The 23902-nt window shown below is 32.5% G+C and carries 29 protein-coding genes; 12 read left to right on the top strand and 17 right to left on the bottom strand.

Annotation, left to right across the window (positions count from 1 at the left end; translation table 11 throughout):
- Positions 1-96 precede the first annotated feature (96 nt).
- The gene (locus DMZ43_RS03780) at positions 97-564 is read left to right on the top strand and encodes a CBS domain-containing protein (RefSeq protein WP_131506284.1); all 468 of its coding nucleotides are present in this window, start codon (positions 97-99) and stop codon (positions 562-564) included.
- Position 565: 1 nt separating this feature from the next.
- Here the strand turns inward: DMZ43_RS03780 and DMZ43_RS03775 are convergent, their stop codons facing one another.
- Genes DMZ43_RS03775 through DMZ43_RS03760 form a run of 4 tightly spaced genes read right to left on the bottom strand, consistent with a single transcriptional unit; the run spans position 566 to position 2211 of the window.
- On the bottom strand, positions 566-967 hold the full coding sequence (locus tag DMZ43_RS03775) for a hypothetical protein (RefSeq protein ID WP_238155777.1): 402 nt from the start codon (positions 965-967) through the stop codon (positions 566-568).
- Entirely contained in the window at positions 967-1272 is a 306-nt protein-coding gene (locus DMZ43_RS03770; protein WP_131506282.1) for a hypothetical protein, read from the bottom strand. Before DMZ43_RS03770 ends, DMZ43_RS03775 begins: the two co-directional genes overlap by 1 nt.
- 56 nt (positions 1273-1328) lie before the next feature.
- Positions 1329-1679 carry a hypothetical protein gene (locus DMZ43_RS03765; RefSeq protein ID WP_131506281.1) on the bottom strand — a complete coding sequence of 117 codons (351 nt, stop codon included), beginning with the start codon at positions 1677-1679 and terminating at the stop codon, positions 1329-1331.
- On the bottom strand, positions 1660-2211 hold the full coding sequence (locus DMZ43_RS03760; protein ID WP_131506280.1) for a GNAT family N-acetyltransferase: 552 nt from the start codon (positions 2209-2211) through the stop codon (positions 1660-1662). The genes DMZ43_RS03765 and DMZ43_RS03760 overlap by 20 nt, the downstream gene beginning before the upstream one ends.
- A gap of 217 nt (positions 2212-2428) precedes the next feature.
- Here DMZ43_RS03760 and DMZ43_RS03755 point away from each other — a divergent pair, with 217 nt between their 5' ends.
- Positions 2429-2761, top strand: a complete 333-nt coding sequence (locus tag DMZ43_RS03755; RefSeq protein ID WP_129759649.1) for a single-stranded DNA-binding protein — start codon at positions 2429-2431, stop codon at positions 2759-2761.
- Positions 2762-2818: 57 nt separating this feature from the next.
- On the opposite strand, the gene DMZ43_RS03750 is transcribed toward DMZ43_RS03755, so the two are convergent.
- From DMZ43_RS03750 to DMZ43_RS03730, 6 genes are all read right to left on the bottom strand, one after another.
- A complete protein-coding gene (locus DMZ43_RS03750) occupies positions 2819-4600 on the bottom strand; it encodes a ribonucleoside-diphosphate reductase subunit alpha (RefSeq protein WP_131506279.1) in 1782 nt (593 codons plus the stop codon).
- Between the two features lie 21 nt (positions 4601-4621).
- Positions 4622-5896 (bottom strand): ribonucleotide-diphosphate reductase subunit beta, encoded by a 1275-nt coding sequence (locus DMZ43_RS03745; RefSeq protein ID WP_129759644.1) that lies wholly within the window; start codon positions 5894-5896, stop codon positions 4622-4624.
- Between the two features lie 256 nt (positions 5897-6152).
- Positions 6153-6329, bottom strand: coding sequence for a hypothetical protein (locus DMZ43_RS14925; protein WP_187347841.1), 177 nt, complete (start codon positions 6327-6329; stop codon positions 6153-6155).
- A 75-nt stretch (positions 6330-6404) separates the two neighbouring features.
- Entirely contained in the window at positions 6405-6923 is a 519-nt protein-coding gene (locus tag DMZ43_RS03740; RefSeq protein WP_129759643.1) for a ferritin, read from the bottom strand.
- A gap of 72 nt (positions 6924-6995) precedes the next feature.
- The gene (locus tag DMZ43_RS03735; protein WP_131506278.1) at positions 6996-7325 is read right to left on the bottom strand and encodes a multidrug efflux SMR transporter; all 330 of its coding nucleotides are present in this window, start codon (positions 7323-7325) and stop codon (positions 6996-6998) included.
- A complete protein-coding gene (locus DMZ43_RS03730) occupies positions 7322-9448 on the bottom strand; it encodes a Tex family protein (protein WP_131506277.1) in 2127 nt (708 codons plus the stop codon). The genes DMZ43_RS03735 and DMZ43_RS03730 overlap by 4 nt, the downstream gene beginning before the upstream one ends.
- A 119-nt stretch (positions 9449-9567) precedes the next feature.
- Here DMZ43_RS03730 and DMZ43_RS03725 point away from each other — a divergent pair, with 119 nt between their 5' ends.
- From DMZ43_RS03725 to DMZ43_RS03715, 3 genes are read left to right on the top strand one after another with little or no spacing between them, the layout of a single operon-like run.
- On the top strand, positions 9568-10575 hold the full coding sequence (locus DMZ43_RS03725) for a hypothetical protein (protein ID WP_131506276.1): 1008 nt from the start codon (positions 9568-9570) through the stop codon (positions 10573-10575).
- 7 nt (positions 10576-10582) lie between these two features.
- Positions 10583-11593, top strand: a complete 1011-nt coding sequence (locus tag DMZ43_RS03720; RefSeq protein ID WP_161566728.1) for a sodium/proton-translocating pyrophosphatase — start codon at positions 10583-10585, stop codon at positions 11591-11593.
- Positions 11594-11614: 21 nt separating this feature from the next.
- A complete protein-coding gene (locus DMZ43_RS03715) occupies positions 11615-12235 on the top strand; it encodes a hypothetical protein (RefSeq protein ID WP_131506274.1) in 621 nt (206 codons plus the stop codon).
- A gap of 61 nt (positions 12236-12296) precedes the next feature.
- On the opposite strand, the gene metG is transcribed toward DMZ43_RS03715, so the two are convergent.
- The gene (gene metG / locus DMZ43_RS03710) at positions 12297-14369 is read right to left on the bottom strand and encodes a methionine--tRNA ligase (RefSeq protein ID WP_131506273.1); all 2073 of its coding nucleotides are present in this window, start codon (positions 14367-14369) and stop codon (positions 12297-12299) included.
- A gap of 113 nt (positions 14370-14482) precedes the next feature.
- On the opposite strand from metG, the gene DMZ43_RS03705 reads away from it, so the two are divergent.
- From DMZ43_RS03705 to DMZ43_RS03690, 4 genes are all read left to right on the top strand, one after another.
- Entirely contained in the window at positions 14483-15115 is a 633-nt protein-coding gene (locus tag DMZ43_RS03705; protein ID WP_131506272.1) for a hypothetical protein, read from the top strand.
- Position 15116: 1 nt separating this feature from the next.
- Positions 15117-16097, top strand: coding sequence for an LD-carboxypeptidase (locus DMZ43_RS03700; RefSeq protein ID WP_187347840.1), 981 nt, complete (start codon positions 15117-15119; stop codon positions 16095-16097).
- 92 nt (positions 16098-16189) lie between these two features.
- On the top strand, positions 16190-17026 hold the full coding sequence (locus DMZ43_RS03695) for a winged helix-turn-helix domain-containing protein (RefSeq protein ID WP_131506271.1): 837 nt from the start codon (positions 16190-16192) through the stop codon (positions 17024-17026).
- Between the two features lie 20 nt (positions 17027-17046).
- A complete protein-coding gene (locus tag DMZ43_RS03690) occupies positions 17047-17406 on the top strand; it encodes a YraN family protein (protein WP_131506270.1) in 360 nt (119 codons plus the stop codon).
- A gap of 121 nt (positions 17407-17527) precedes the next feature.
- Here the strand turns inward: DMZ43_RS03690 and nadD are convergent, their stop codons facing one another.
- From nadD to DMZ43_RS03675, 3 genes are read right to left on the bottom strand one after another with little or no spacing between them, the layout of a single operon-like run.
- The gene (nadD, locus tag DMZ43_RS03685) at positions 17528-18106 is read right to left on the bottom strand and encodes a nicotinate (nicotinamide) nucleotide adenylyltransferase (RefSeq protein ID WP_131506269.1); all 579 of its coding nucleotides are present in this window, start codon (positions 18104-18106) and stop codon (positions 17528-17530) included.
- Positions 18103-18684, bottom strand: a complete 582-nt coding sequence (gene gmk, locus DMZ43_RS03680) for a guanylate kinase (RefSeq protein WP_129759631.1) — start codon at positions 18682-18684, stop codon at positions 18103-18105. The genes nadD and gmk overlap by 4 nt, the downstream gene beginning before the upstream one ends.
- Positions 18684-19541, bottom strand: coding sequence for a YicC/YloC family endoribonuclease (locus DMZ43_RS03675; protein ID WP_131506268.1), 858 nt, complete (start codon positions 19539-19541; stop codon positions 18684-18686). The genes gmk and DMZ43_RS03675 overlap by 1 nt, the downstream gene beginning before the upstream one ends.
- Positions 19542-19674: 133 nt before the next feature.
- Here DMZ43_RS03675 and DMZ43_RS03670 point away from each other — a divergent pair, with 133 nt between their 5' ends.
- Entirely contained in the window at positions 19675-20151 is a 477-nt protein-coding gene (locus DMZ43_RS03670; protein ID WP_131506267.1) for a thioesterase family protein, read from the top strand.
- On the opposite strand, the gene DMZ43_RS03665 is transcribed toward DMZ43_RS03670, so the two are convergent.
- The gene (locus tag DMZ43_RS03665) at positions 20143-21036 is read right to left on the bottom strand and encodes a DMT family transporter (RefSeq protein ID WP_131506266.1); all 894 of its coding nucleotides are present in this window, start codon (positions 21034-21036) and stop codon (positions 20143-20145) included. The two genes, DMZ43_RS03670 and DMZ43_RS03665, sit on opposite strands and share 9 nt — an antisense overlap.
- On the bottom strand, positions 21029-21382 hold the full coding sequence (locus tag DMZ43_RS03660; protein ID WP_131506265.1) for an arsenate reductase family protein: 354 nt from the start codon (positions 21380-21382) through the stop codon (positions 21029-21031). Before DMZ43_RS03660 ends, DMZ43_RS03665 begins: the two co-directional genes overlap by 8 nt.
- Before the next feature lie 74 nt (positions 21383-21456).
- Between DMZ43_RS03660 and DMZ43_RS03655 the strand changes: the two genes are divergently transcribed.
- Positions 21457-21912, top strand: coding sequence for a DinB family protein (locus tag DMZ43_RS03655; protein WP_131506264.1), 456 nt, complete (start codon positions 21457-21459; stop codon positions 21910-21912).
- On the opposite strand, the gene DMZ43_RS03650 is transcribed toward DMZ43_RS03655, so the two are convergent.
- The gene (locus tag DMZ43_RS03650; protein WP_161566727.1) at positions 21913-22638 is read right to left on the bottom strand and encodes a DUF3298 and DUF4163 domain-containing protein; all 726 of its coding nucleotides are present in this window, start codon (positions 22636-22638) and stop codon (positions 21913-21915) included.
- 71 nt (positions 22639-22709) lie between these two features.
- On the opposite strand from DMZ43_RS03650, the gene DMZ43_RS03645 reads away from it, so the two are divergent.
- Positions 22710-23888: a cystathionine gamma-synthase gene (locus tag DMZ43_RS03645; RefSeq protein ID WP_255421383.1), complete on the top strand. Its 1179-nt coding sequence runs from the start codon at positions 22710-22712 to the stop codon at positions 23886-23888.
- The last annotated feature ends 14 nt before the right edge of the window (positions 23889-23902 follow it).

Below are 23902 nucleotides of genomic sequence, written 5' to 3'. Positions count from 1 at the left end.
TCTTCTAAATTTACAAAATTATTTCCTATAAAAATATAGTTAGGTTAAGTCGTTTTAAATCAGTAAATTTAAGACTAACATTATTAATAATTAGTTATGGGAATTAAGAGTTTTCAAGGTGCCAGAAAGCAACAAATTAACGCTTCTGAAAGCACACAGTTAAAAGTGAGCGATTACATGTCAACCAGTTTAATAACTTTTAAACCAGAACAGTCAGTTGAAGAAGTTATTGAATCTTTAATACGAAATAAGATTTCTGGAGGACCTGTGGTTAATGATAAAAACGAACTTGTAGGTATAATTTCAGAAGGAGATTGCCTAAAGCAAATAAGTGATAGCAGATATTACAATATGCCAATGGCTCAAGACAATGTTGAAAAGCGCATGATAAGAGATGTTGAGACTATAGATGGCAACATGAACGTGTTTGATGCTGCTAATAAATTTTTAAATTCTAAAAGGCGTCGTTTTCCTATTGTTGAAAACGGTAAGCTAGTAGGTCAAATTAGCCAAAAGGATATTTTAAAAGCAGCAATGCAGTTAAAAGGACATAACTGGAAGTAGCTTAATGTCTTTTAAAGTTAACGGTTTCAGGCAAATCTGTAATTATAATTTTTTGTTTAACATCACTTTCTAAAGTTGCTATTTTAGAGTAGTTATATTCAGGAATAGGTTCGCTAAGGTTTTTCCATTTTACTATTCCAGCAACCGTTATGGTTTCTCCAATTTCAATTATACCTTCTTTGTAACGAAGCGTTTTATTGAATCCAAAATACCCTGTTGAGTCTATATTATACTTTTTTAAAAGAGATTCAAATTCTGGAGTAGGATTGTTAAAAGTACCTGAAGATGTTTTCTTGTCAATTACTAAATGACTTTTATAGTTTTTTGGATGTTGAGTTGGCTTAATAATAACCATATTGCCATTACTCTCAATAAAGAAATCCTGAAATCGCTCTTCTTCAATTAAGGTTTTCCAATACGAATTTTTGCCATTGCTTTTCTTCTGTTCAATTTTAATATAATAGAAAATACACTTTCTTTTTTACTAAGTGGAGCAATCAAAGGATTTTGAACATGTAACGCTTTACCACTTACCTTAACAAATTCATTGCTTTTAAAACTACTTACAGGTTTATATGTTGTCTTTGCTAAAATTCGTAGTATAGTTTGTTTTGAACTGAAGTAGTATGATGTTATTCCAATTATACTAAGAATAAGAATAACAATACCTATAATCAGAAATGGTGAGGTTGATAAAAATGGAAGCATGAAAATTTAATTGTTGAATACACTATTAGTTGGACATTTACTTTAAATGTTACAGTTTAACTTTCTCGCTTTACCAGTGCGTAATAGTCGCCTTCAATAGGTAAGTAGCCTTGGTCGTAAACAAAGTAATAAACAGTACCTGCTTTGGTTGTATAAATACTTGTTATGTAATTAAAGTCAAACCCTTTTTCAATAAGTTTTGCTCTAGAGGTTTTAGTTTTTTGCTCAGGGTTTAATGCTTCAAGAATTCTGTAGTTTTTTCTAAGTCGGTTGTTGGTGTTTCGTATTAAGTTTTTACTGTCTTTATTCACTCTGTTATTATATGAATTCCGACAAGCATCGCTACAGAATTTTTTATCAATTCTGCCAACTATTTTCTCACCACATTCAGGACAAGTTTTTTTCATAATCGTTTAGTTTTAATTCATACCAAGAAGCTCTTTCACCTTCACAGTCAAAATCTTCAATATGTTGTAATCCTATTTTTTGAAGTACTTTATTTGAGCCAATATTATCTGTAAGAGCAACTCCTACAATGGTTTCGTATTGTTTTACTTTAAAGCCATAATTCAATGCAACAATAGACGATTCGGTTGCGTAACCTTTTCCCCAATATCGAGGAATAAAGCGATAACCAATATCATAAAAATCTTGTTTTCCGTTTAAAGAATCTTTTTCACCTGTATTAAGTTTTAACCCTGACCAACCTATAAAATCTCCTGTAGATTTTTCAATAGCAGCCCAACGACCAATTCCTCTTTCTTCGTATTGTTTTATAATGTTTTGTATTATTTTTTCTGAATCATATTTAGTCTTTACAGGTTTATTGCCCAAGTATTTGTGGACTATTGGGTTAGAATCTAATTCAAACATACCTACAATATCAGTAGGTAATATCTCTCTTAGAATTAAACGTTCAGTTTCTAATAATGCTTTCATTTATAAGTGATTATTAATAGCGATTTAGCTTGTATACAATATACAAATTATTCGTTTACAAACGACTACAAACATTTACAAACGAATTTAAACAGTTAATAACCGAATAAATTTTGGTGTCTGTTTCATATTTGCAGTGTCGAATTAATACTGGATGCACTTCAGTAACATAAGAACTCGATAGTATTAACTGTTTAACATTTAAAAAATTAAAATTATGAACACGCTTAGAAACAAAGTACAGTTGATTGGTAGATTAGGACAAGATCCTGAAATTGTAAATTTTGATGATGGTAATAAAATTGCCAAATTTTCTTTAGCTACAGATGATAGCTATAAAGACAAAAACGGAAACAAAGTAGAACGCGCTTACTGGCATAATATTATTGTTCGTGGTGGTCTTGTAAAAGTAGTAGAGAATTATATTTCTAAAGGACAAGAAATTGCGGTTGAAGGGAAACTTACCAATCGCTCTTGGGAAGACAAAGAAGGTAAAAAACACTATACTACTGAAATAGTTTGTAATGAACTTTTGATGTTGAGTAAATAATCTTAAAATAAAAAAACCGCTCAATCGAGCGGTTTTTTTTATTATTCAATATTTTGATTAAGCCTCACAGCTTGTACATTCTTTTTTCTGTTTGAATTTTTGTGCAGCATTCATGCTGTGTTGGTAGTACAATGATTTTAAACCAAGTTTCCAAGCTGTAACATGAATGTTGTTTATTTCTTTTACAGGCATTTCAGGATGCACAATAATGTTTACAGATTGTCCTTGATCTATAAATTCTTGTCTTGCTGATGCTTGATAAACTACATCTAATTGGTCAATTTCAGAGTACGTTTTAAACACGTTTTTTTCTTGCTCTGTTAAAAACTCTAAATGTTGTACAGAACCATCCATATCTCTAATGCTTCTCCAAACTTCAGTTGTGTTTTGTCCCTTTTCTTCTAATAAATTTTCCAAGAAAGGATTCTTTATTGTTGTTTTTATTTTAGCAATATCTTTTACATAAATATTTGACCATATTGGCTCAATACCTTGAGATACTTGTCCTAAAATAAACGCAGAAGATGTTGTAGGTGCTACAGCGTTTAATGTTGTGTTTCTACGACCGTAACCTTTTAATACTTTAGGCTCTCCAAATTTTACAGCCAACTCTTCTGAAGCTTTGTATGAACGCTCTTTTATAGTTTTAAAGATTTCACGGTTTAAGTTAAATGCTTCTTGACTATCAAAGGCATGCATTCTAGACTGTAATAAAGAGTGCCATCCTAAAACACCTAATCCTAAAGCACGGTTTTCTTTTGCAAAGTTGTAAGCACGCTCCATAAACAAGAATGTTTGACGGTCATCTCTGTTATCAGAATCACGATATACTTCTAGTTTTTCAATGAATTCTGTTATTACAGCATCCAAGAAATAAATCATAGTTTCTACTGCGTCTGTGCTTTTCCACTTATCGTAGTGTAATACATTTATACTAGAAAGTACACATACAAACGACCAATCATCGTTTGATGGTAACATAATTTCAGTACATAAGTTACTTGCGTGTATGCTATGGTTTTTATCTTTATAAACTTCTGGTTTACCATTGTTAGCATTGTCTGTAAAGAATACATAAGGGTAACCCATTTCGCCACGACTTTGTAATACTTTTGCCCAAATAGTACGTTTTTCAACATCACCAGCAATCATTTCTTCCATCCATTTGTTGGTAACTGTTACACCATGTGTTAATTGCTGTATTGGGTTACCTTCAGTACCTATTTCTAAAAACTCTTTAATATCTGGATGCTCAATTGGTAAATATGGAGAAAAACGACCACGACGTACAGAACCTTGACTAACCACATCAACCATAGACTCAAACAACTGCATAATATGAACTGCACCAGATGCTTGCCCATTGTTTTTTACAGGAGCTCCTCTATGACGAATTTTACCAAAAAACCCAGAAGTACCACCACCTAATTTTGACATCATACCTACTTCAGACTGTGTGTAAAGAATATTACCCATGTCATCATCAATATGAGAACCAAAACAGCTTATTGGTAAACCACGTTCTTTACCAAAGTTAGACCAAACAGGAGATGCTAAAGAGAAGAATCCTTCAGACATATAGTGATAAAACTTATCTGCATATCCAGGAATTTGAAGAATATGTTCTGCGCGTTCAGCAATTTCTCTAATACGTTGCTTGGGCGTTACACCTTCGGTTAAGTATCCTGATTCTAAAAACTGTTGACTGTATTCATTTAACCACTCAAATCCTTCCTCCTTTTTCGTGTTGGTTAAAAATTCTTTTCGGGCATTTACTAGTTCATCAGTTGTGTTTTTTTGATCTTGTAGTTGCGGCTGGTGTATTGTTTTGTTCTCCATAGGTTATAAAAAATAGTCTGGTTAAAATAAGTCGTCGCTTGTTATACTTTGTGTTCTTTTACTGTAATTGATAGAGCGTTTTACAAAGAAATCGCCATGTTTTGTACCAATAATCTCGTCATCAAACCATTCGGTTTGTGTAAGTAGTGTTTCGTCTATATCAAATACTTTTTCAATACCAATGCTTTCTAAAGATTTATTGAAACGGTTTTTAATAAACTCGTTTACAACTGCTTTTGGTAAGAAATCTAATTCGCCTTCTTCAAAAATCCAATCTACAATCTTGCTTTCAGCAACATAGGCTTCTTTACACATATCTTGAATCATGGTATTGTAGCTTGCATCAAACCACTCTGGGTGCTCATCTTTGATAATATTGATGATATCTATACCGAAATCTCCATGAATTTGCTCTTCTTTTGATGTTGCTTCAACCACGTTAGAGATACCTTTAAGCATATTTTTATGCTTGTTGAATGCCATAATGATTAAGAATTGAGAGAATAAAGACACGTGCTCAATAAATAATGAGAACAATAATACAGACTCTGCATATTCTTGATTGTTTTCACTTTTAGCGTTTTTTAATGCAGTTTCTAAATACTGCACACGCTTCATGATTACTGGCTTTTTCTTTAGCTCTTCAAATTCTTTGTTTAGTCCTAAAATTTCAAGAAGGTGCGAGTATGCATCAGCATGTCTTACTTCACTTTCTGCAAATGTTGAACCTACAGATCCTATTTCAGGCTTTGGCATTCTATGGTAAATATCTCCCCAAAAAGTTTTTACTGCAATCTCAATTTGAGAAATTGCAAGCATCGTATTTTTTATAGCAGATTTTTCTACTTCAGAAAGATTTGATTTGAAATCTTGTATATCACTTGTGAAATTAAACTCGGTATGTATCCAATATGAATGACGAATTGCTGGAACATATTCGTATAATTGAGGATACTCGTAAGGTTTTAAGTTTACACGTTTTTCAAAAATGTTACTCTTACGACTTAAAGCTTGTTTGTTTCTGTATAAAATGTAAGCTTTTGCAACATCGTGAAAAGAACTTTCCATTAATTTATCTTCTACAACATCTTGCACTTCCTCAACCGTAGGTAAATAATCTTTATCCTGATTTTTCCTTTGTAACAATACGTCATAAACGTTATTTGCTATAAGTTGAGCGTCTCCAAATTCTCCATTTTCAACCGCTTTCATTGCCTTTAAAATAGCGTTTGTGATTTTGCTTAATTCAAAAGGTTTCTGGCTAAAATTTCTTTTAGTAATGTGTAAAATTTCCATAAGTAATAACGAATTATAGTGTATCTAATAAGATAATGTAAAAGTGATAAATTATTCTAAATGAAATGAAATGTGTTAAATATTCTTCTTAACAATTTATCAACATAAAGATATTTTTTGCTGTTTATAAAAGGAAAGTAAAGCAGATTTTTTTAGACAAAAATTAGTGTTTCGTTAGTTACAATAAGGTGTGAAATGTTATTTTGAATTAAGTAGAATTAGAAATAAAAAAAGCCTCATTATTATTATGAGGCTTTTATGCAACTTTTTTAAGTAAATCAAAGCAAGGACATTTGCCACAACGCTTGTTTTCACTTTTTTTATATTTTTCACAACATTTGCTTTTTACCTTGTTAGCATTAATAATACCTGCTTTATGTAAGGTTTTTAAAGCTTTTTTCTGTTGTTTCTTTTCTTTTTTCTTCTTGCCCAACGGTTACTAACTTGTAGAATATGAGGCAAAAATAAATTATTTTAATTAATTCTAAATAAAATTAACTGTTAAAAATTATTCAGGACTTTCAGAAGCAGCTGTGCTTATTGTTATTTGTTGAATATCTCTGTCAAATAAGTACAAGCCACCTTTATCGTCTCCTATCATATTTATTTTATCAAGAATTGTACGAGCCATTGCTTCTTCTTCTATTTGTTCGCTTACATACCATTGTAAGAAGTTGTGAGTAGAATAGTCTTTTTCTTGTAACGCAATATGCACTAACTCATTAATGCTTTCTGATACAAATACTTCGTGTTCAAATAGTTTTTCAAACATTTCCTTAAACGATTTAAAGGTTACATTTGGTGCATTTAAGGCTGATACATGAGCGTGTCCACCACGTTCGTTTACATATCTAACTAGTTTAAGCATATGAGCACGTTCTTCATCAGATTGTGAGTACATAAAACCAGCAACTCCTTCAAGTCCTTTTACTTCAGCCCAACAAGCCATAGCTAAATAGATTTGAGAAGATTCGGCTTCAACTCTAATTTGATCATTTAACGCTTTTTCTATTTTTTTTGATAACATAATGTCTTTCTTTTTACGTAAAGTTAAGCATTTTTAAGCGTTAAAGATGTTAGAATAATTTTAAATTAGAACTTAATGTTGAGACACAAATTTTAGTCCAACAATAGAGATAATTAAGGTTGAAATAAAAAAGACACGCCAAAAATTAGCAGGTTCGTTAAACACAAAAATGCCAACCAAAACAGTGCCTACAGCACCAATACCTGTCCAAACCGCATAAGCAGTTCCTATAGGTAAGGTTTGGGTGGCTTTTACCAAAAGCCACATACTAATAGCTAAACATAATAAAAACCCTAAAAACCAATAGGTAGACGTGTTTCCTGAGGTTTCTTTTACTTTTCCTAAACAAAAAGCAAAGGCAACTTCAAATAATCCTGCGATAATTAAAATAATCCAATTCATGATTTATGTAGTTTTAATTGAATGCGCTTACGCGGAATATCAACCTCTAAAACTTTTACAATGACCTGTTCGTGTAAACTAATATGCGCACTAACATCACTTACAAAACCATCTGATAAGTTTGAAATATGAATTAAGCCGCTTTCTTTAATTCCAATATCAACAAAAGCTCCAAAATTGGTTACATTATTGACAATTCCGGGAAGCAATTGACCTTCCTGCACATCATTGATGGTTTTTATGTTTTGATTAAAAGTAAACACTTTGGCTTGTTCTCTAATATCTAATCCTGGTTTTTCAAGTTCTTTTACGATGTCTTTAAGTGTTGGCAAACCAACGGTATCTGTACAATAGGGTTTTAAATCAATACCATTTAAAACGGCAGAATTTCCTATAAGTTCAGAAACACGTTTTCCTTCATTTTTTGCTATAGCTTTTACAATACTATAGCTTTCAGGATGCACAGCAGAATCGTCTAACGGATTTTTTGCATCTTTAATTCTTAAGAATGCTGATCCTTGCTCAAAAGCTTTATCTCCTAAACGTGGTACTTTTTTTAAATCGGTTCTTGATGAAAATGCACCATGTTCATCACGATAACTCACAATGTTTTCGGCTAATTTAGGGCCAATTCCAGAGACATAACTCAACAAACTTTTACTTGCTGTATTTAGATTAACACCAACAGCATTCACGCAACTTTCTACAACAGTATCTAGTTCGGTTTTTAGCTTGGTTTGATCAACATCATGCTGATATTGACCAACACCAATAGATTTTGCATCAATCTTAACCAACTCTGCCAACGGATCTTGTAAACGACGACCAATAGAAACAGCGCCTCTTACCGTAACATCGTAATTAGGAAACTCGTCTCTAGCAATTTTTGAAGCCGAATAAATACTAGCTCCTGCTTCACTTACCACAAATACTTGAATATCATTTTTAAAACGAATACGCCTAATCAGTGATTCTGTTTCGCGCGAAGCGGTTCCGTTTCCAATAGCAATAGCTTCAATATTATATGCTTCGGCAAGTGTGCTTATTTTTTTTATTGCGCCTGTGCTATCGTTTTTAGGTGCATGCGGATAAATGGTTTCATTGTGTTTAAGTTGCCCTTGCGCATCTAAACACACTACTTTACAACCGGTTCTAAAACCAGGATCGATGGCTAAAATGCGCTTTTCGCCTAATGGTGAACCCAGCAACAATTGTTTTAGGTTTTTGGCAAAAACAGTTATCGCTGCTTCATCGGCTTTTTCTTTGGCATTTTGCAATGCTTCATTGCTCAATGATGGTAACAATAAGCGCTTGTATGCATCTTTTATAGCAATCTCGATTTGGTCGGAACACGCATTGTCAGATTTTATAATACGTTGTGCTATTTTATCTAAAGCACGTTCATCATCAATTTCAATTTTCACTCGAATAAAGCCTTCGTTTTCGGCACGTAAAATGGCTAGCAAACGATGTGAAGGAATACGACTCAACGACTCGCTCCAATCAAAATAATCACGGAATTTTTGAGCGTCTTCTTCAGTGGCTTTCTTTTTAGCAACTTTAGTTGCAATGGTTGCAAAACGTTCTAATTGATAACGAATATTGTTTCTTACATCAGTACGTTCATTAATCCATTCGGCAATAATATGTCGAGCGCCTTCTAGAGCATCATCTACAGAATCAACAGCATCTTTTACATATTTATATGCAATGCTTTCAATATCGTGAGCGTTTTGACTCATTATGATTTTAGCTAAAGGTTCTAATCCGTTAGCTTTAGCAATATCAGCTTTTGTTTTTCGGCTTTTTTTGTATGGCAAGTAAATATCTTCAAGTGTTGTAATATCTTGAGCGTTGTTTACTTTTTGTTCTAATTCTGATGTTAAAACATCTTGTTCTTCAAGTGACTTTAAAATGGCTGCTTTACGCTTTTCAAGCGCCTCAAAGAGTTCTTTGTATTTTACAATATCACCTATTTGAACTTCGTCCAGATTTCCTGTAGCTTCTTTTCTGTAACGTGAAATAAATGGAACAGTACACGCATCGTTGAGCAAGCTAATGGTGTTTTTTACTGATAATTCTGGAAGGTTAGTGTTTTTGGTAATATATGAGAGTAGAGACATAAAATGACTTTCTTTTTTGTAGGCTGTAAAAATATAAAAGATAATGATAGAAGTAGGGCAAATGTCGTATTGTAACAAATAAGTTGAGCATATATTTTTACAGATTATATACAAAAATTATGGTACTTAAACACATTTTGCTGACTTTCAGCTTTTTTTTAATCTCTTTAAATCATCTGCAAGCGCAATCGCTACCAAAAGTTACTACTCAAGATTATGGGTTTTTACAACCTGTTAATATAGTAGAAACTGTTAGCTATAATCTTGATAAAGAACCAATAGGGAAATCAACGTATCGATTCAGTAAGGATGGATTTATAGACAATTATCACATTCAGAATTTAAAAGATAATACGTGGTCAACATCAAAAAACACTTATAAAAAAGGTAAGCTACATAAACGTGTTTTTGAGTTTAGTAATTCAAAAGAAAACAGAAAACATACTTACAAATACAATGGAGAAGGGCAGCTTGTGGAAGAAACCATTAAGTTGAAAAATGGTAGTAGTCATAATACATTTAGCTACCAAAACGGGTTACTATACCAAACGACATCTATAGAAAACAACACAGTCACTACATATTATTACTCTAATAAAGGGAAACTTTATAAAGCTATTAGAACTCAAAAGAATGAAAATCAAACAGAGATAACTACAAACTACTATTATCTTGAAAATAAAGAAATTACTTCGTATGTATCATCTGAACAACGTTTTGAAGTGACTTCTTATTTAGAGAATTTTATACTAAAGTTTGATTTAAGTGACAACGAAAATGCAACCAAAAGACTCATGAAAGGTATGCAACGATTTGACAAAGAAGCGCCTTTAGATAATTTACCTTTTAATTTAGAGCAGTATTCAAATCAAACCACACAGTTTTATGGAAAACACAAGGATAAACTAACACTTACACAAGTATTGTTGTTTGATTATAAAACCGATGCGCAAGGAAATAAAATTGCTTATGCCGAAGCTGATATCGATTTAAACACAAATACTATTGCAGGTATTAGATTTTATAAAACAACCTTATCTAATGGAGAAGTTATAGGTGATACCAAATATGATGATGAAGTACAAGCAAAGTTTGAAGATATGTTGTCGGCTATAAATTCGTTTTAATAAGCTTATGGTACCTCAAAATCAATATGAAATTAAGCCACTAACATTGCAAGACAGAAAAATGCTCAGGCGACAATTTTTGTTTTTAATTGCATTTGGTGTTTTTGTTGGAGCTATTTTTTTCTTCATTTTTAAATTTGTGTTGCCAACTGGTGAAATGGGATATATTCCTGTTTTTGTTTTTACTGCTTTTGCTCTAATTTTTGGAGCCTTTATATCCTATTTTTTCTGGGGAACTTATATCGATTTGAAAAAAGGAGTAAAACAATGTTATACGGGTATTGTTAATGATAAGCGGGTAAACAAACACACATCATCTTCTACTAGACACAGTAGAGGTGGTTCTCATGTCTATGGTTCTTCACGAAAAAGTACTCAAACCTACTATTACATTAGTATAGAAAACATAGAGCACAGTGTGTCTTACAAGCAGTATTCCCAAGCTAGATTAGGTGATAAAGTTTCTATTGAAATTAGCCCTAAAAAGAAGGAAGTTTTAGACTTTAAGGTTTTAGAAAAAAATAATGACACAACAACCTTGTCTCATTATACAATAAGTAAAAAGCGTTACGAACGTGATGAGAAGTCTTTTCCTATGACAATTAAAGAGATTGAATTAGTCAAAAAAATGTTTTTTAAAACGATTAGAAAAGACCTAATGTATCTTATCCCAATAATTATTCTACTATTTGTACTTTGGAAAGGCATATTCATATTTCTAATTCCGTTAATTATTGCATTTATATACTACTCATTTAAACTGTTGATTAAGTACAATAGATATGCAAAGTTTAATCGTAATGGTTATTTAAAAACGATTACTAAGGTTCAAGTGATTGATAAATTGAAAGCAACGTCTAATCGAAGTTCTACAAAATTTCAAATTGAAACTAATCACGGAAATATTAATGTTTCAGAGCATATTTATAATCAAGTGCAGGCTTCTCAAGTCATAAATTTACACAAAGCCTCATTTATAGATCTATTGTTTGAAGTGAGTTTTGATTATGACAATTAACCATCCAGAAAAATAAACCCAATGAATAACTTTTCATCTCTTATAGATAAACCACTTAAACATTATTCCCAATGGGACTTTTTAGTGTTTATTTTGCTTACTGCTTTATCCATTTGGAGTGGGCAAACTACAGTGTTTTATATTATTTACTTTTTTTGGTGGAATGAACTTATTAGAATTATGGTTGACAGAATTTGCTTTAAGCATAACAAAAATGCGGTGAATATAAGTCAAGGAAAAACATCTGTATTCGGTTCCTTTATCCAAATGGGTGTGTATTTTGTGTTTATAGTGGTATTTTTTGCATTTATGGCCAATTGGAACAATGATACGCTTATACTAATTAACATGAGAATTTTATTTTTCCAGAATTGGTTTTTTAACATTAACCTAGTGTTTGTGGCTGTAGAACGTATACTGTTACATAGCACTCAGCAGCCTTTAAAAGTAAGTTTTGGAAACTTCACACCTAACATGCTTATCCTTCATGTGTCAATAATATTAGGTGTTGTTTTAATGCTTTTTGTGGTTAGAAATTTCCCTGAAACTTTCACACCCAATAATTTATGGGGTTCGGTAATTATTATTTTACCTTTTTTGCTCATAAGAGCATTTGCACTGCGTTTTAAATTGACATCCTAACTGAAAATAAAAAACCTCATAGTCTTATACTATGAGGTTTGTAATCTGTTATTAGGTGTAATTAACTTATCTGTAAACCGTTCGCAACGTCTTGGTTGGCATCAGGGTTTACAAACACCAATTTGCCTTCAGGACTTTCGGTCATTAAAATCATACCTTCGCTTTCAACACCACGTAATTTTCTTGGTGCTAAATTCACTAAAACGGTAACGCGTTTTCCTATGACTTCTTCAGCAGTAAAACTTTCAGCAATACCAGAAACTATGGTTCTGGTGTCAATACCTGTATCAACTTTTAAAACTAAAAGTTTTTTAGCTTTCGGCATTTTTTCGGCTTCAATAATCGTTCCTACACGTAAATCTAACTTTGTAAAATCATCAAAAGTGATTTCTTCTTTTTGAGGTTCGGCTGCTTTATTGGCAGCTTCATTGGCCTTTTTACTCGCTTCTAGTTTATCTAATTGTGCTTGAATGTCTTTATCTTCAATTTTATTGAACAACAATTCAGCTTTTCCTATTTGATGTCCTGCAGGAAGCAAAATATCTTTAGTTGAAATATCTTCCCAAGAAGATTCCGTATCAAGTGCGGAATGAGAAAGGATAGATTTCAATTTTTCTGAAGTAAACGGTAAAAACGGTTCGCTTATAGTTGCTAAAGCAGACGCTATTTGTAGTGCTACAAACATAATTGTTTTTGTACGTGCTTCATCTTCTTTAATGACTTTCCAAGGTTCTTCATCAGCTAAATACTTATTACCCAATCGTGCAAGATTCATCAATTCCTGGCTTGCCTCACGAAAACGGTAACGCTCAATAGAGCTTGCAATAACATCTGGATAAGCTTTTACAGCAGCAAGTGTTTCTTCGTCAACTTGAGAATAGTCGCTTGGCTCAGGAACAATACCATTGTAATATTTGTTGGTTAAAACAACAACACGGTTTATAAAGTTTCCAAAAATGGCTACCAACTCGTTATTGTTTCTTGCCTGGAAATCTTTCCAAGTAAAATCGTTGTCTTTGGTTTCTGGTGCATTGGCTGTTAATGCATAACGCAATACATCTTGCTTATCAGGAAAATCTTCTAAATATTCTGGCAACCAAACTGCCCAGTTTTTAGACGTAGATAATTTATTGCCTTCTAAATTTAAAAACTCGTTAGCTGGCACATTATCTGGTAAAATATATGAGCCTTCTGCTTTTAGCATACTCGGGAAAATGATACAGTGAAACACAATATTATCTTTTCCTATAAAGTGAACCAATTTGGTGTTTTCGTCTTTCCAATATGGTTCCCAATCTTTTCCTTCGCGTTCAGCCCATTCTTTGGTTGCCGAAATGTAACCAATTGGCGCATCAAACCATACGTAAAGTACTTTGCCTTCACCACCTTCAACAGGAACAGGAATTCCCCAATCTAAATCACGCGTTACAGCACGAGGTCGTAAACCATCATCAATCCAAGATTTTACTTGTCCGTAAACATTAGGTTTCCAATCTTTTTTATGACCCTTTAAAATCCATTTTTTTAAAAAATCTTCGTGCTTATCTAATGGTAAAAACCAGTGTTTTGTTTCTTTTAGTGTTGGCGCATTGCCAGTAATAGCCGATTTTGGGTTAATTAAATCGGTAGCATTATGGCTGGTTCCACATTTTTCACATTGATCACCATAAGCTTCTTCATTACCACATTTTGGGCAAGTCCCAATCACAAAACGGTCTGCCAAGAACTGTTTAGCTTCTTCATCATATAACTGCTCGGTAACTTCTTCAATAAACTCACCTTTTTTATACAACTCCAAGAAAAACTCTGAAGCCGTTAAATGGTGAATTTGCGCTGATGTTCTTGAGTAATTATCAAAGGTAATTCCAAAATCTTCAAAAGATTTTTTAATAATGGCATGATATTTATCAACGACATCTTGAGGTGATACACCTTCTTTTTTTGCTTTTATAGTAATAGGAACACCATGCTCATCGCTACCGCAAACAAAGGCCACATCGTTTCCTGTTAAGCGTTGGTAACGCGCATAAATATCAGCAGGAACATACACACCAGCTAAATGCCCAATATGAATTGGACCGTTTGTGTAAGGTAATGCTGCAGTAATTGTATATCGTTTAGGATTTGTTGACATATCAAGGTTTAATTTGATGGCAAAAATAACTATTAAGTTTTTTATTCTCTCAATTCTTAATCCTTCAATTGAGTTTTGAGGGCTATTTTTTATTAGATTTGATAGAAAAAGCTATGAAAAAGTACTATTATGTAATTTTAGTATTCTTTTTTACGTGCAATAGTTTTGCCCAAAAAGAAAAAGATTCTACCGAGGTAAAATCTAATCCAATAGTTTATGTTGACTTTTTAGTAGGCGCCTCAAATAGCGGAAATGAAGTAAACGGATTAACTTTTGGATTTAGTGCAAATTATCAAATAAATAAAGATCTATTTACTTTTAGAAGCACATATATTGCTGAGACAAACCCTGATGCAGGATTAGCTAGTGTTTTAATCGTTCCATTATTTATTGGAGGAGATTCATTGAATGAGTTTGCCTTACTCTATGGAAAACGGTTTGTTTTTAATGGTTCTGCTATTAGTATTTCAGCAGGTGTATCTTCTAATTTGTTAAGGTATAGTAGAACTGTAGATGGTGAAAAATTTAGATATAATGAATCATATATAGCTGTTCCTTTTGAGTTAAATTTTAATTTTTTTAAAGCTAAAAAAAAGCGGTTTAGAGTATTGTATGGGATAATCCCTGTAGGGCAACCAACTGCATTTGGTAGAAGTTTTGGGGTTAAAATATTTGGTAGCTTAGGAGAGTTCAATTATTTTGGTGTAGGTTTAAACTTAGGTTTAGGATGGCATAAAAAATATTAATATGGCATTAAAAAAAATAACATTGTTTCTCTTGTGTATTATAGCAGGTGAAATGTATTCTCAACAAAAAATGACACAACCACCATATTTAAAAGTAGGTGATACAGTGGCTATTGTAGCACCTTCAGGAATTTTAAAAAACAGACAACGTGAAGTTCAACAAGCTAGCGATTTACTTAAAAGTTGGGGTTTAAATGTGGTTGTTGGCAAGCATGTGTTTAGTCAAGACAATCATTTTGCTGGAACTGATAACGAGCGTTGTGAAGATTTTCAAAATGCGATGGACAACCCAACTATAAGTGCTATTTGGTGTGCTCGTGGTGGTTATGGTGCTGTAAGGATTTTAGACAAACTCGATTTCACAAAATTTAAAACACAACCCAAATGGCTTATAGGTTATAGTGATATTACTGCCTTACATAGTTTGTTTCATAACCAAGGATTTGAAACTATACATGCTATGATGTGTGTGAGCTTAACAAAAGATCTTGAAGGACTTGAACAAACCGTTGCTACATTTAAGTCGGCAATTTTTGGAGAGACTTTGACCTATACTTTAACAGGAACTAATTATAACAGAGTAGGAACAGCATCAGGTGAATTGGTAGGAGGAAACCTAACCATGTTACACACTATGTTAGGTTCAGAAACTAGTATTGATACTTCAGGAAAAATTTTATTTATTGAAGAAATAGGTGAGTATAAATATCATATAGACCGCATGTTACAAAGTTTAAAACGCGCTGGTTATTTTGATAATTGTGCTGGCGTTATTGTTGGGGATATGACCAAGCTTCGTAAAAACACAACGCTTTGGGGAACATCCATTGAGCAACTTATTTTAGATGCTTTGGCTGATTACAATTTCCCGATTGCATTTAATATGCCTGCTGGACACGAAGATGATAACAGAGCAATGTTTTTGGGTCGAACAGTACAGTTGACGGTTGGTACTGAGCAGTCGACAGTGGTTTTTGAGTAGGTTTCTTTTATCATTAAAGAATGTAAAAAAAGTGTCAAAGAAGTGTCAAACGCTCAAGTAATTGACATATTTATGTTTTATTTACAAAACATATGAAAAGGACTATTTATTCTATATTTTTTATCTTGTTGTTGAGTTGTTCAATGTCTTGTGGCGATGAAAATTCATTTTCTGAAATCACTAAAATTGCATTGCGAGATGTAGGGAATTCACTTTTACTGTCTCAAAACGATTCTACCTCTTTGGTTTTACCAATTACTAATATTGATACTAACAAATTTGAATTAACCTTTCAAGAAGAACTAAGTATTGTTCCAGATAGTTTAGTAGATGCAGTAAAGAATAGCTTTGCAAAAGCCAATTTGCCTGATAATTATAGAATTGAAGTATTGCATTGCTCAGATAATGAAGTAGCGTATAGCTATGAAATGAAAAATGAAGAGCAGAACAGTATTATACCTTGTATGGGTAGAGCATTACCTGTTGGGTGTTATATAATTCAAGTGCAATTTACTGAGCTTAAACAAACTTCTTGGGTAATCTATGTATTACTTTTTGGTGGAGTAATTTTGGCTTTATGGTTTTTAATGAAACTTAGAAAACCAAAGCTCAAGGAAGACACGTTGGAATCTTACATTATTGGAAAATATGAGTTTTACCCTGACCAAAATAAATTGGTAAAGTCAGCTTCTGAAATTCAACTTTCCAAAAAAGAGTGCGAACTGCTTGAAATTTTCTATGAAAACTTGAATACTGTAGTTAAACGAGATGAGTTGGTTAAACGAGTTTGGGAAGACCAAGGCGTGTTTGTTGGTAGGAGTTTAGATACCTATATTTCTAAACTGAGAAAAAAATTACAGGAGGACGATTCTATAAAAATAACCAACATTCATGGTGTTGGATATAAGTTGGAAGTCTTAGATTCATAGCATTTTAATTATTAAATAAGATGGCACAACACAACGAACTTGGTAAAAAAGGCGAACAACTAGCAGTAGATTTTTTGTTGCAAAATCACTATGAAATTGTGGAACGCAATTATCGTTTTGACAAGGCTGAGGTTGATATTATAGCCCAAAAAGAAGCTATTCTTGCCATTATTGAAGTGAAAACACGCTCTACTACCGATTTTGGAAATCCGCAAGATTTTGTAAAACCAAAACAAATTAAAAACCTGGTAAAAGCAGTAGATGAATACGTAACCGTAAATGGTTTAGAGGTAGAAGTGCGTTTTGATATTATTGCAATTGTAAAAAACGAAAAAGACTACACGATAGAGCATTTAGAAAATGCATTTTTTCATTTTTAATTCCCACGAAAGTGGCAATCTCAAAAATTAACGCAAGATTTTCATTAAAGTAATACCAGTAATTTCAAAAGGTATATGGAATAAGTCTTAAAGCTAAGAGATTCCTGCCTACGCAGGAATTTTACCTATAAAAATTCATTTCGTCAACATATTCCCAAACGTGTTCAGGAAGCATTGGCCTTATGTTTTTACCTGCTTTTATTGATTTTCTAATAAATGTAGAAGAGAGCTCCATTATTGGAGCAGCAACATGATGAATTTTTGGGTGACCATCAAACTGGGTTTCAACAGTTCCTTCAGAAATACGAGGATACACATAAATATCATGACCTTGAAGAATCAATTCATAGTTTTTCCACTTATGGAAACTCTTTAAATTGTCTTCACCCATAATTAAAGCAAACTCATAATCAGGATGTTTTTCTTGTAAGTATGTAAGCGTATTTATAGTATAATTTGGTTGCGGCAAGTTAAACTCAATATCGCTTGGTTTTAGTTTGGTATAGTCTTTAGTAGCACGATATACCATTTCTAAACGTTGGTGGTTATCTAGTAAAGAGTTCTTTTTTTTAAACGGATTGTGAGGCGTAACTACTAACCATATTTGGTCCAAATCACTATATTCAGCCATGTGGTTGGCAATGGTTAAATGTCCAACATGAATAGGGTTAAACGTACCAAAATAAAGACCTATTTTCATTTTTTATCGATACCTAAATAGTTTGAAACTAGTTTGTATGCTTCGTCTAAAGCTTTATCTAAATCGTCGTTAATTACAATTTTGTCAAACAATGGTGCAGTTGCCAATTCAGCAGATGCCTTTGCAATACGCATGTTTATTTTGTCGTCGCTTTCGGTCTTACGTTTTTTAAGTCTTATTTTAAGTTCGTCAATACTTGGAGGTTTTACAAAAATGGCAAGTGTTTCTTCTGGGAATTTTCGTTTAATGCGTAATCCTCCAGAAACATCAATATCAAAAATAACGTGTTTCCCTTTGGCCCAAATACGCTCCACTTCGGTTTTTAAAGTGCCATAAAAGTTATCACGATATACTTCTTCCCACTCTAAAAACTCATCGTTTTTTATTTTCTTTTTAAAGTCTTCAAAACTTAAAAAATAGTAGTCTTTACCATGTACTTCTTCACCTCTTTTTGCACGCGAAGTAGCCGAAATAGAAAACTCTAAATCCAACTCTTGCTGTTTAAGCAAATGTCTTACAATAGTGGTTTTTCCTGAGCCAGAAGGCGCTGAAAACACAATAAGTTTACCTTGCTTCATTATAATACGTTTAAGAGTTGTTCTTTAATTTTTTCGAGCTCATCTTTCATTTGAACTACCAGTTTTTGCATTGGTGCATAATTAGATTTTGATCCAATGGTATTGATTTCGCGTCCCATTTCCTGACTGATAAACCCTAATTTTTTACCGTTAGAATCGCTAGATTTTAATGTTTTCAAAAAGTAGTCCAAATGATTGCTTAATCTTACTTTTTCTTCAGTAATGTCAAATTTTTCTATGTAAAATACCAGTTCTTGCTCAAAACGATTTTCGTCAACTTTTTCTTTTATATCGGCAATTCCTTTTTGCAAACGCTCTCTTACTCCTTCAATACGCTCAGGATCCATTTTTATAACTTGCTCCAATAGGCTTGAAATAGTATTGACACGTTCTATAAAATCGGCTTCCAAAACTTGTCCTTCATCTAATCTGTACTGATAAATTTTTTCTAGGCTGCTATCAATTTCTTTAGCAATTTGGCTCCATTCGTCTTCATCAATTTCATCACGTTCAGTAGCCACTGCATCAGGAAGTCTAATAGCCATTTTAAGCATTTCGGTTTCATCACCATCAACAACTTCTTTAAGTTGTTTAATGTACTGTTGCACAACTGTTTTATTGATTTGAGTAGAGGTTTCTTCACCAGTAATTTCCATGTACAACGAAAAATCTATTTTACCTCTTACCAGTTTAGAAGCGATTTGTTTTCTTATCTCAAGTTCCTTTTCTCTGTAAAGCGAAGGCATGCGAGTATTTAAATCTAAATTTTTGCTGTTAAGGGATTTTACCTCTATTGAAATCTTTTTTGTTGGAAGCTGAATTACAGACTTCCCATATCCTGTCATTGATTGTATCATGAACCTACATTTATATAAAAGTTGAGCAAAGGTAAGGAAAAACATATAGTTATGGGTTATTATAAAAAGCGGAATAACTATTATGCTTGCATAATAAAAATCAATAAATTTGTAGCACTTAAAAACCTATGTTATGTATAAAAAACAATTTGAAATTAGATGGAGTGATGTTGATGCTAATAGGCATTTGGCAAATTCTGCTTATGTAAACTTTATGAGTCATACTCGAGTGGCTTTTTTTGAAGATCATGGCTTTTCGCTTTCAAACTTAGCTAAGTATGATATTAGTCCTGTAATTTTTTATGAGCACATCTATTATTTTAAAGAAGCGTTTTTAGGCACGCCAATTACTGTAAGCTTAGAAATTATGGGCTTAAGTGATGATGGTATGTTTTTTCAAATAGAGCACAATTTTTACAATCATAAAGGTGAAAACTTAGCTAATTGTGAAATTTTAGGTGCTTGGATTAATTTAAAAACAAGATCGTTAACACCACTTCCTGAAAACTTTAAACAGGAAATGGACACTTTCCCTAAGTCCAAAAACTTTAAGGTTTTAACAAAAGAAGATACTAGAAAGTTCGGTAAAAAGCCAGTAAACCTAAGCTGATGCTTTAGGCTTTTTGGTAACCAAATACACTCCAGTAAAAATTAAAGCAGCAGCTAATATTTTTACAGTGTTTACAGTATCGCTTCCCATTAGTATTGCAAAAATACCAGCAATTACAGGTTGTATGTACAAAAATGTACTTACTGTTGATGCTCTTAATTTTGTTAGTGCTAACGGATTTAAAAGATATGTACCAAAAGTTGCGCCTACAATAACAAATAGTATTGAGAAATAGATGTAAGGTGTAAATGTGCTAATATCAACACTTAATACTTCGTTATATCCAAAAGGTAATACCAAAATAAAACCAAATAAAAACAACCATTTTATAAATGTAAACGGATGGTATTTATTGGTTAGTTTTTTAATGATTATTAAGTAAATACTATAAGACACAGCATTAATAAATACTAAAAAGTTACCTAGCAAAATATTGTCTCCAACAACTTTTGACCGTCCATAAACCGATAGTACAATAGCTCCAGCAAACCCAAGTATAACGCCTAAAATTTTAAGAGAGGTTAATTTTTCGTTCAGCAAAAAAGAAGACAGCACCAAAACCACAATAGGTACAACAGTCATAATTACTGATGCATGTATAGGTGTTGTAAATTCTAAACCTTTAAAAAAGGTAAGCATATTAAGAGCAATACCAAAAATAGAGGCAAAGAAGAAGGTTAAAAAGTCCTTTTTATCAATTTTTTCTTTAGGAGCGAAGATGCTTAAAATCCAAAAAAGCACAGCAGCTCCTAATACTCTAAGTAAGATAAATCCAAACGGTTTTACATGTCCTTCATCAATAACATCATTAGCAAATGTAAAAGTAAGACCGTAAATAACTTGAACTATAAAAGCGGCTATTAAAGCCAAAATTCGGCTATTCATGTATTGCTTTTTTTGCAGCCTCAACAGTTTTAGCACTATTACCAATAAAAATCTGATTATTTGCTAGTATCACAGGTCTGCTTAAAAAGGTGTAATGCTCAAGGATGTACTGTTTATAATCTTTTTCAGAAAGGCTCATGTCTTTTAAGCCCATTTCTTTATAAAGTTTTGCACGTTTGCTAAACAACGCTTCATAACTACCAGCTAGAGCTTTCATTTCGTCGAGTTGCTTAACAGTTATTTCTTCGGTTTTAATATCCTGTAAGATAAAACCTGAAGGTAGGTTAAGCGTTTTTAAAATTCGCACGCAAGTGCTACAAGTTTTTAGGTAGTAAACTTTATTCATGAGTTAATAGTTTTACACTGCAAAGTAAACGGATTTGAAGCAAAAATTAATTACTTTTAAATAAAATTTAAACTATGGAATGGGATTTTGATATTACGTTAAAAAACAGAGCTGTTCTTAAAACCTTTATTGAGAATTACTCCTTAGAAGAGCTTAATAAAGTACCTAAAGGGTTTAAAAACAATATGATTTGGAATATAGCTCACACCATTGCTACTCAACAATTGTTGGTGTATAAGCTATCGGGTTTACCAATGATTGTTAACGATGATTTTGTTGAAGCGTTTAGAAAAGGTACAAAACCTGAACGCGATTTAACACAAGCCGAAGTTGACGAAATAAAAGGATTACTTTTCTCAACTATTGAAAAAACCAAGGAAGATTATAACAACAAAATCTTTCAAACCTTTAATGAATATACAGTAACCACAAAAAACAGGTTAACAAATGTCGAGGAAGCCATTGCCTTTAACAATTACCACGAAGGCTTGCATTTAGGTTATATTTTGGCATTAAAGAAATCTATTTAATTACTCTGAGAGTTTTAAGAACTCACTAATTTCACTGTAAGGTATAGTAAACTCAGTAACACCTTGAGCATAAGCAGCTATTTCGTAGGTGTTGTATAAAAAGATGATGCCTTCATCGCTAAAACCAATATTTTCAGGCATTTTAAAAAACTCGTCAAAAAAGTAATCATCAGTATTTTGGTTCTTAGAGATATTCAATTCTTTTTCAAGATAAGTTTCAGCAAGTTCAGTAACTTTTGTAGGATTATTAAAAATATCATCAAAACTATATAATGCTCCAGTTTTAGGGTTAAAATTCAATAAAGTAATAACACTATTGCCATGAGCTCCACCAGTAAACGTGTAAGAGTCAATTGCAATGGTAATCACGTTTTCAGAGTTGTAAACTACTTCGCCACTTACATTTGCATCCCATTTAATTGAGCTGTCTTCAAATTCTTTTTTAAAATTTATATATCTGTTTTCAAAATCTTTAATTGAAGCTTCTAATGATAATTGTTCGGTATCATCTTCAAAAAAGGCTATGTTTTTTGAAATGGTTTGCTCTATTTCAGAATTTATTTTTGAAGCAATATCTGATTTGGATGTAACTTTTGGGTAGATAATTTCAATATTAACATGCTCTTGGTTTTCAATAGCTGTTTCAGAAAATTCAATAGGAGTTACTTCATTTTTACAGCTGTAAAAGAGGGTGAATATTACTATAATTAGGCTAAGTTTTTTCACAGGGAAAAGGATTTTGTTAAACATACTATAAAGGTATTACATAGATTTGAATACAACGAATTAAAGGTTAAATTTGTTGTAATTATAAAAATAGAAAGACATTCAGTACTATGAAATTTAATACTAAAACAATACATGGAGGTCAAGAACACGATCCTGCTTATGGTTCGGTTATGCCTCCAATTTATCAAACATCTACTTACGCACAATCTACTCCTGGAGGACATAAAGGATATGAATATTCAAGAACTCATAACCCAACACGTAATGCACTTGAAAATGCTTTTGCAAGTATAGAAAATGGAAATCATGGGTTAGCATTTGGGTCTGGTTTGGCAGCTATTGATGCAGTAATTAAGCTTTTAAATCCTGGAGATGAAGTTATCTCAACTAACGATTTGTATGGCGGAAGTTATAGATTGTTTACAAGTGTTTTTGAACGCTTTGGAATAAAATTTCATTTTGTAGGAATGGAAAATGCGTCTAGCATTGAAAACTACGTAAATGAAAACACAAAGCTTATTTGGGTTGAAACACCTACTAACCCAATGATGAATATTATTGATATTAAAGCAGTATCAGCAATTGCTAAAAAGCACAATTTGCTATTAGCAGTTGATAATACTTTTGCTACACCATATTTACAACAACCTTTAGATTTAGGAGCTGATATTGTAATGCATTCGGCAACTAAATATCTTGGTGGACATAGCGATGTTGTTATGGGAGCATTAGTTGTAAAAGATAAAGCGCTTGCTGAAAAATTGTATTTTATACAAAATGCAAGTGGAGCAGTTTGTGGTCCTCAAGATAGCTTTTTGGTATTAAGAGGCATAAAAACACTACATGTACGTATGCAACGTCATTGCGAAAATGGTAAAGCAGTTGCTGAGTTTTTAGCAAATCATCCTAAAATTGAAAATGTATATTGGCCTGGGTTTACGAGTCATCCAAACCACGAAGTTGCAAAGTCGCAAATGAAGGATTTTGGAGGAATGGTATCGTTTACCACAAAAGGGAACAATTATGAAGAAGCTATAAAAATTGTTGAGAAATTAAAGGTGTTTACGCTTGCTGAGTCTTTAGGAGGTGTAGAATCTTTAGCTGGACATCCAGCAAGTATGACACATGCTAGTATACCAAAAGAAGAGCGCGAAAAAACAGGAGTAGTAGATTCGTTAATTAGACTTAGCGTTGGTATTGAAGATGAAGCCGATTTAATTGCCGATTTAGAACAGGCTATAGGATAGTTTGAACTTTCAAG

Source organism: Meridianimaribacter sp. CL38 (assembly GCF_004328055.1).
Classification (GTDB): domain Bacteria; phylum Bacteroidota; class Bacteroidia; order Flavobacteriales; family Flavobacteriaceae; genus Gaetbulibacter_B; species Gaetbulibacter_B jejuensis.
Note: the sequence above shows the minus strand (reverse complement) of the source record. Positions and strands in the feature narration are given on the sequence as shown.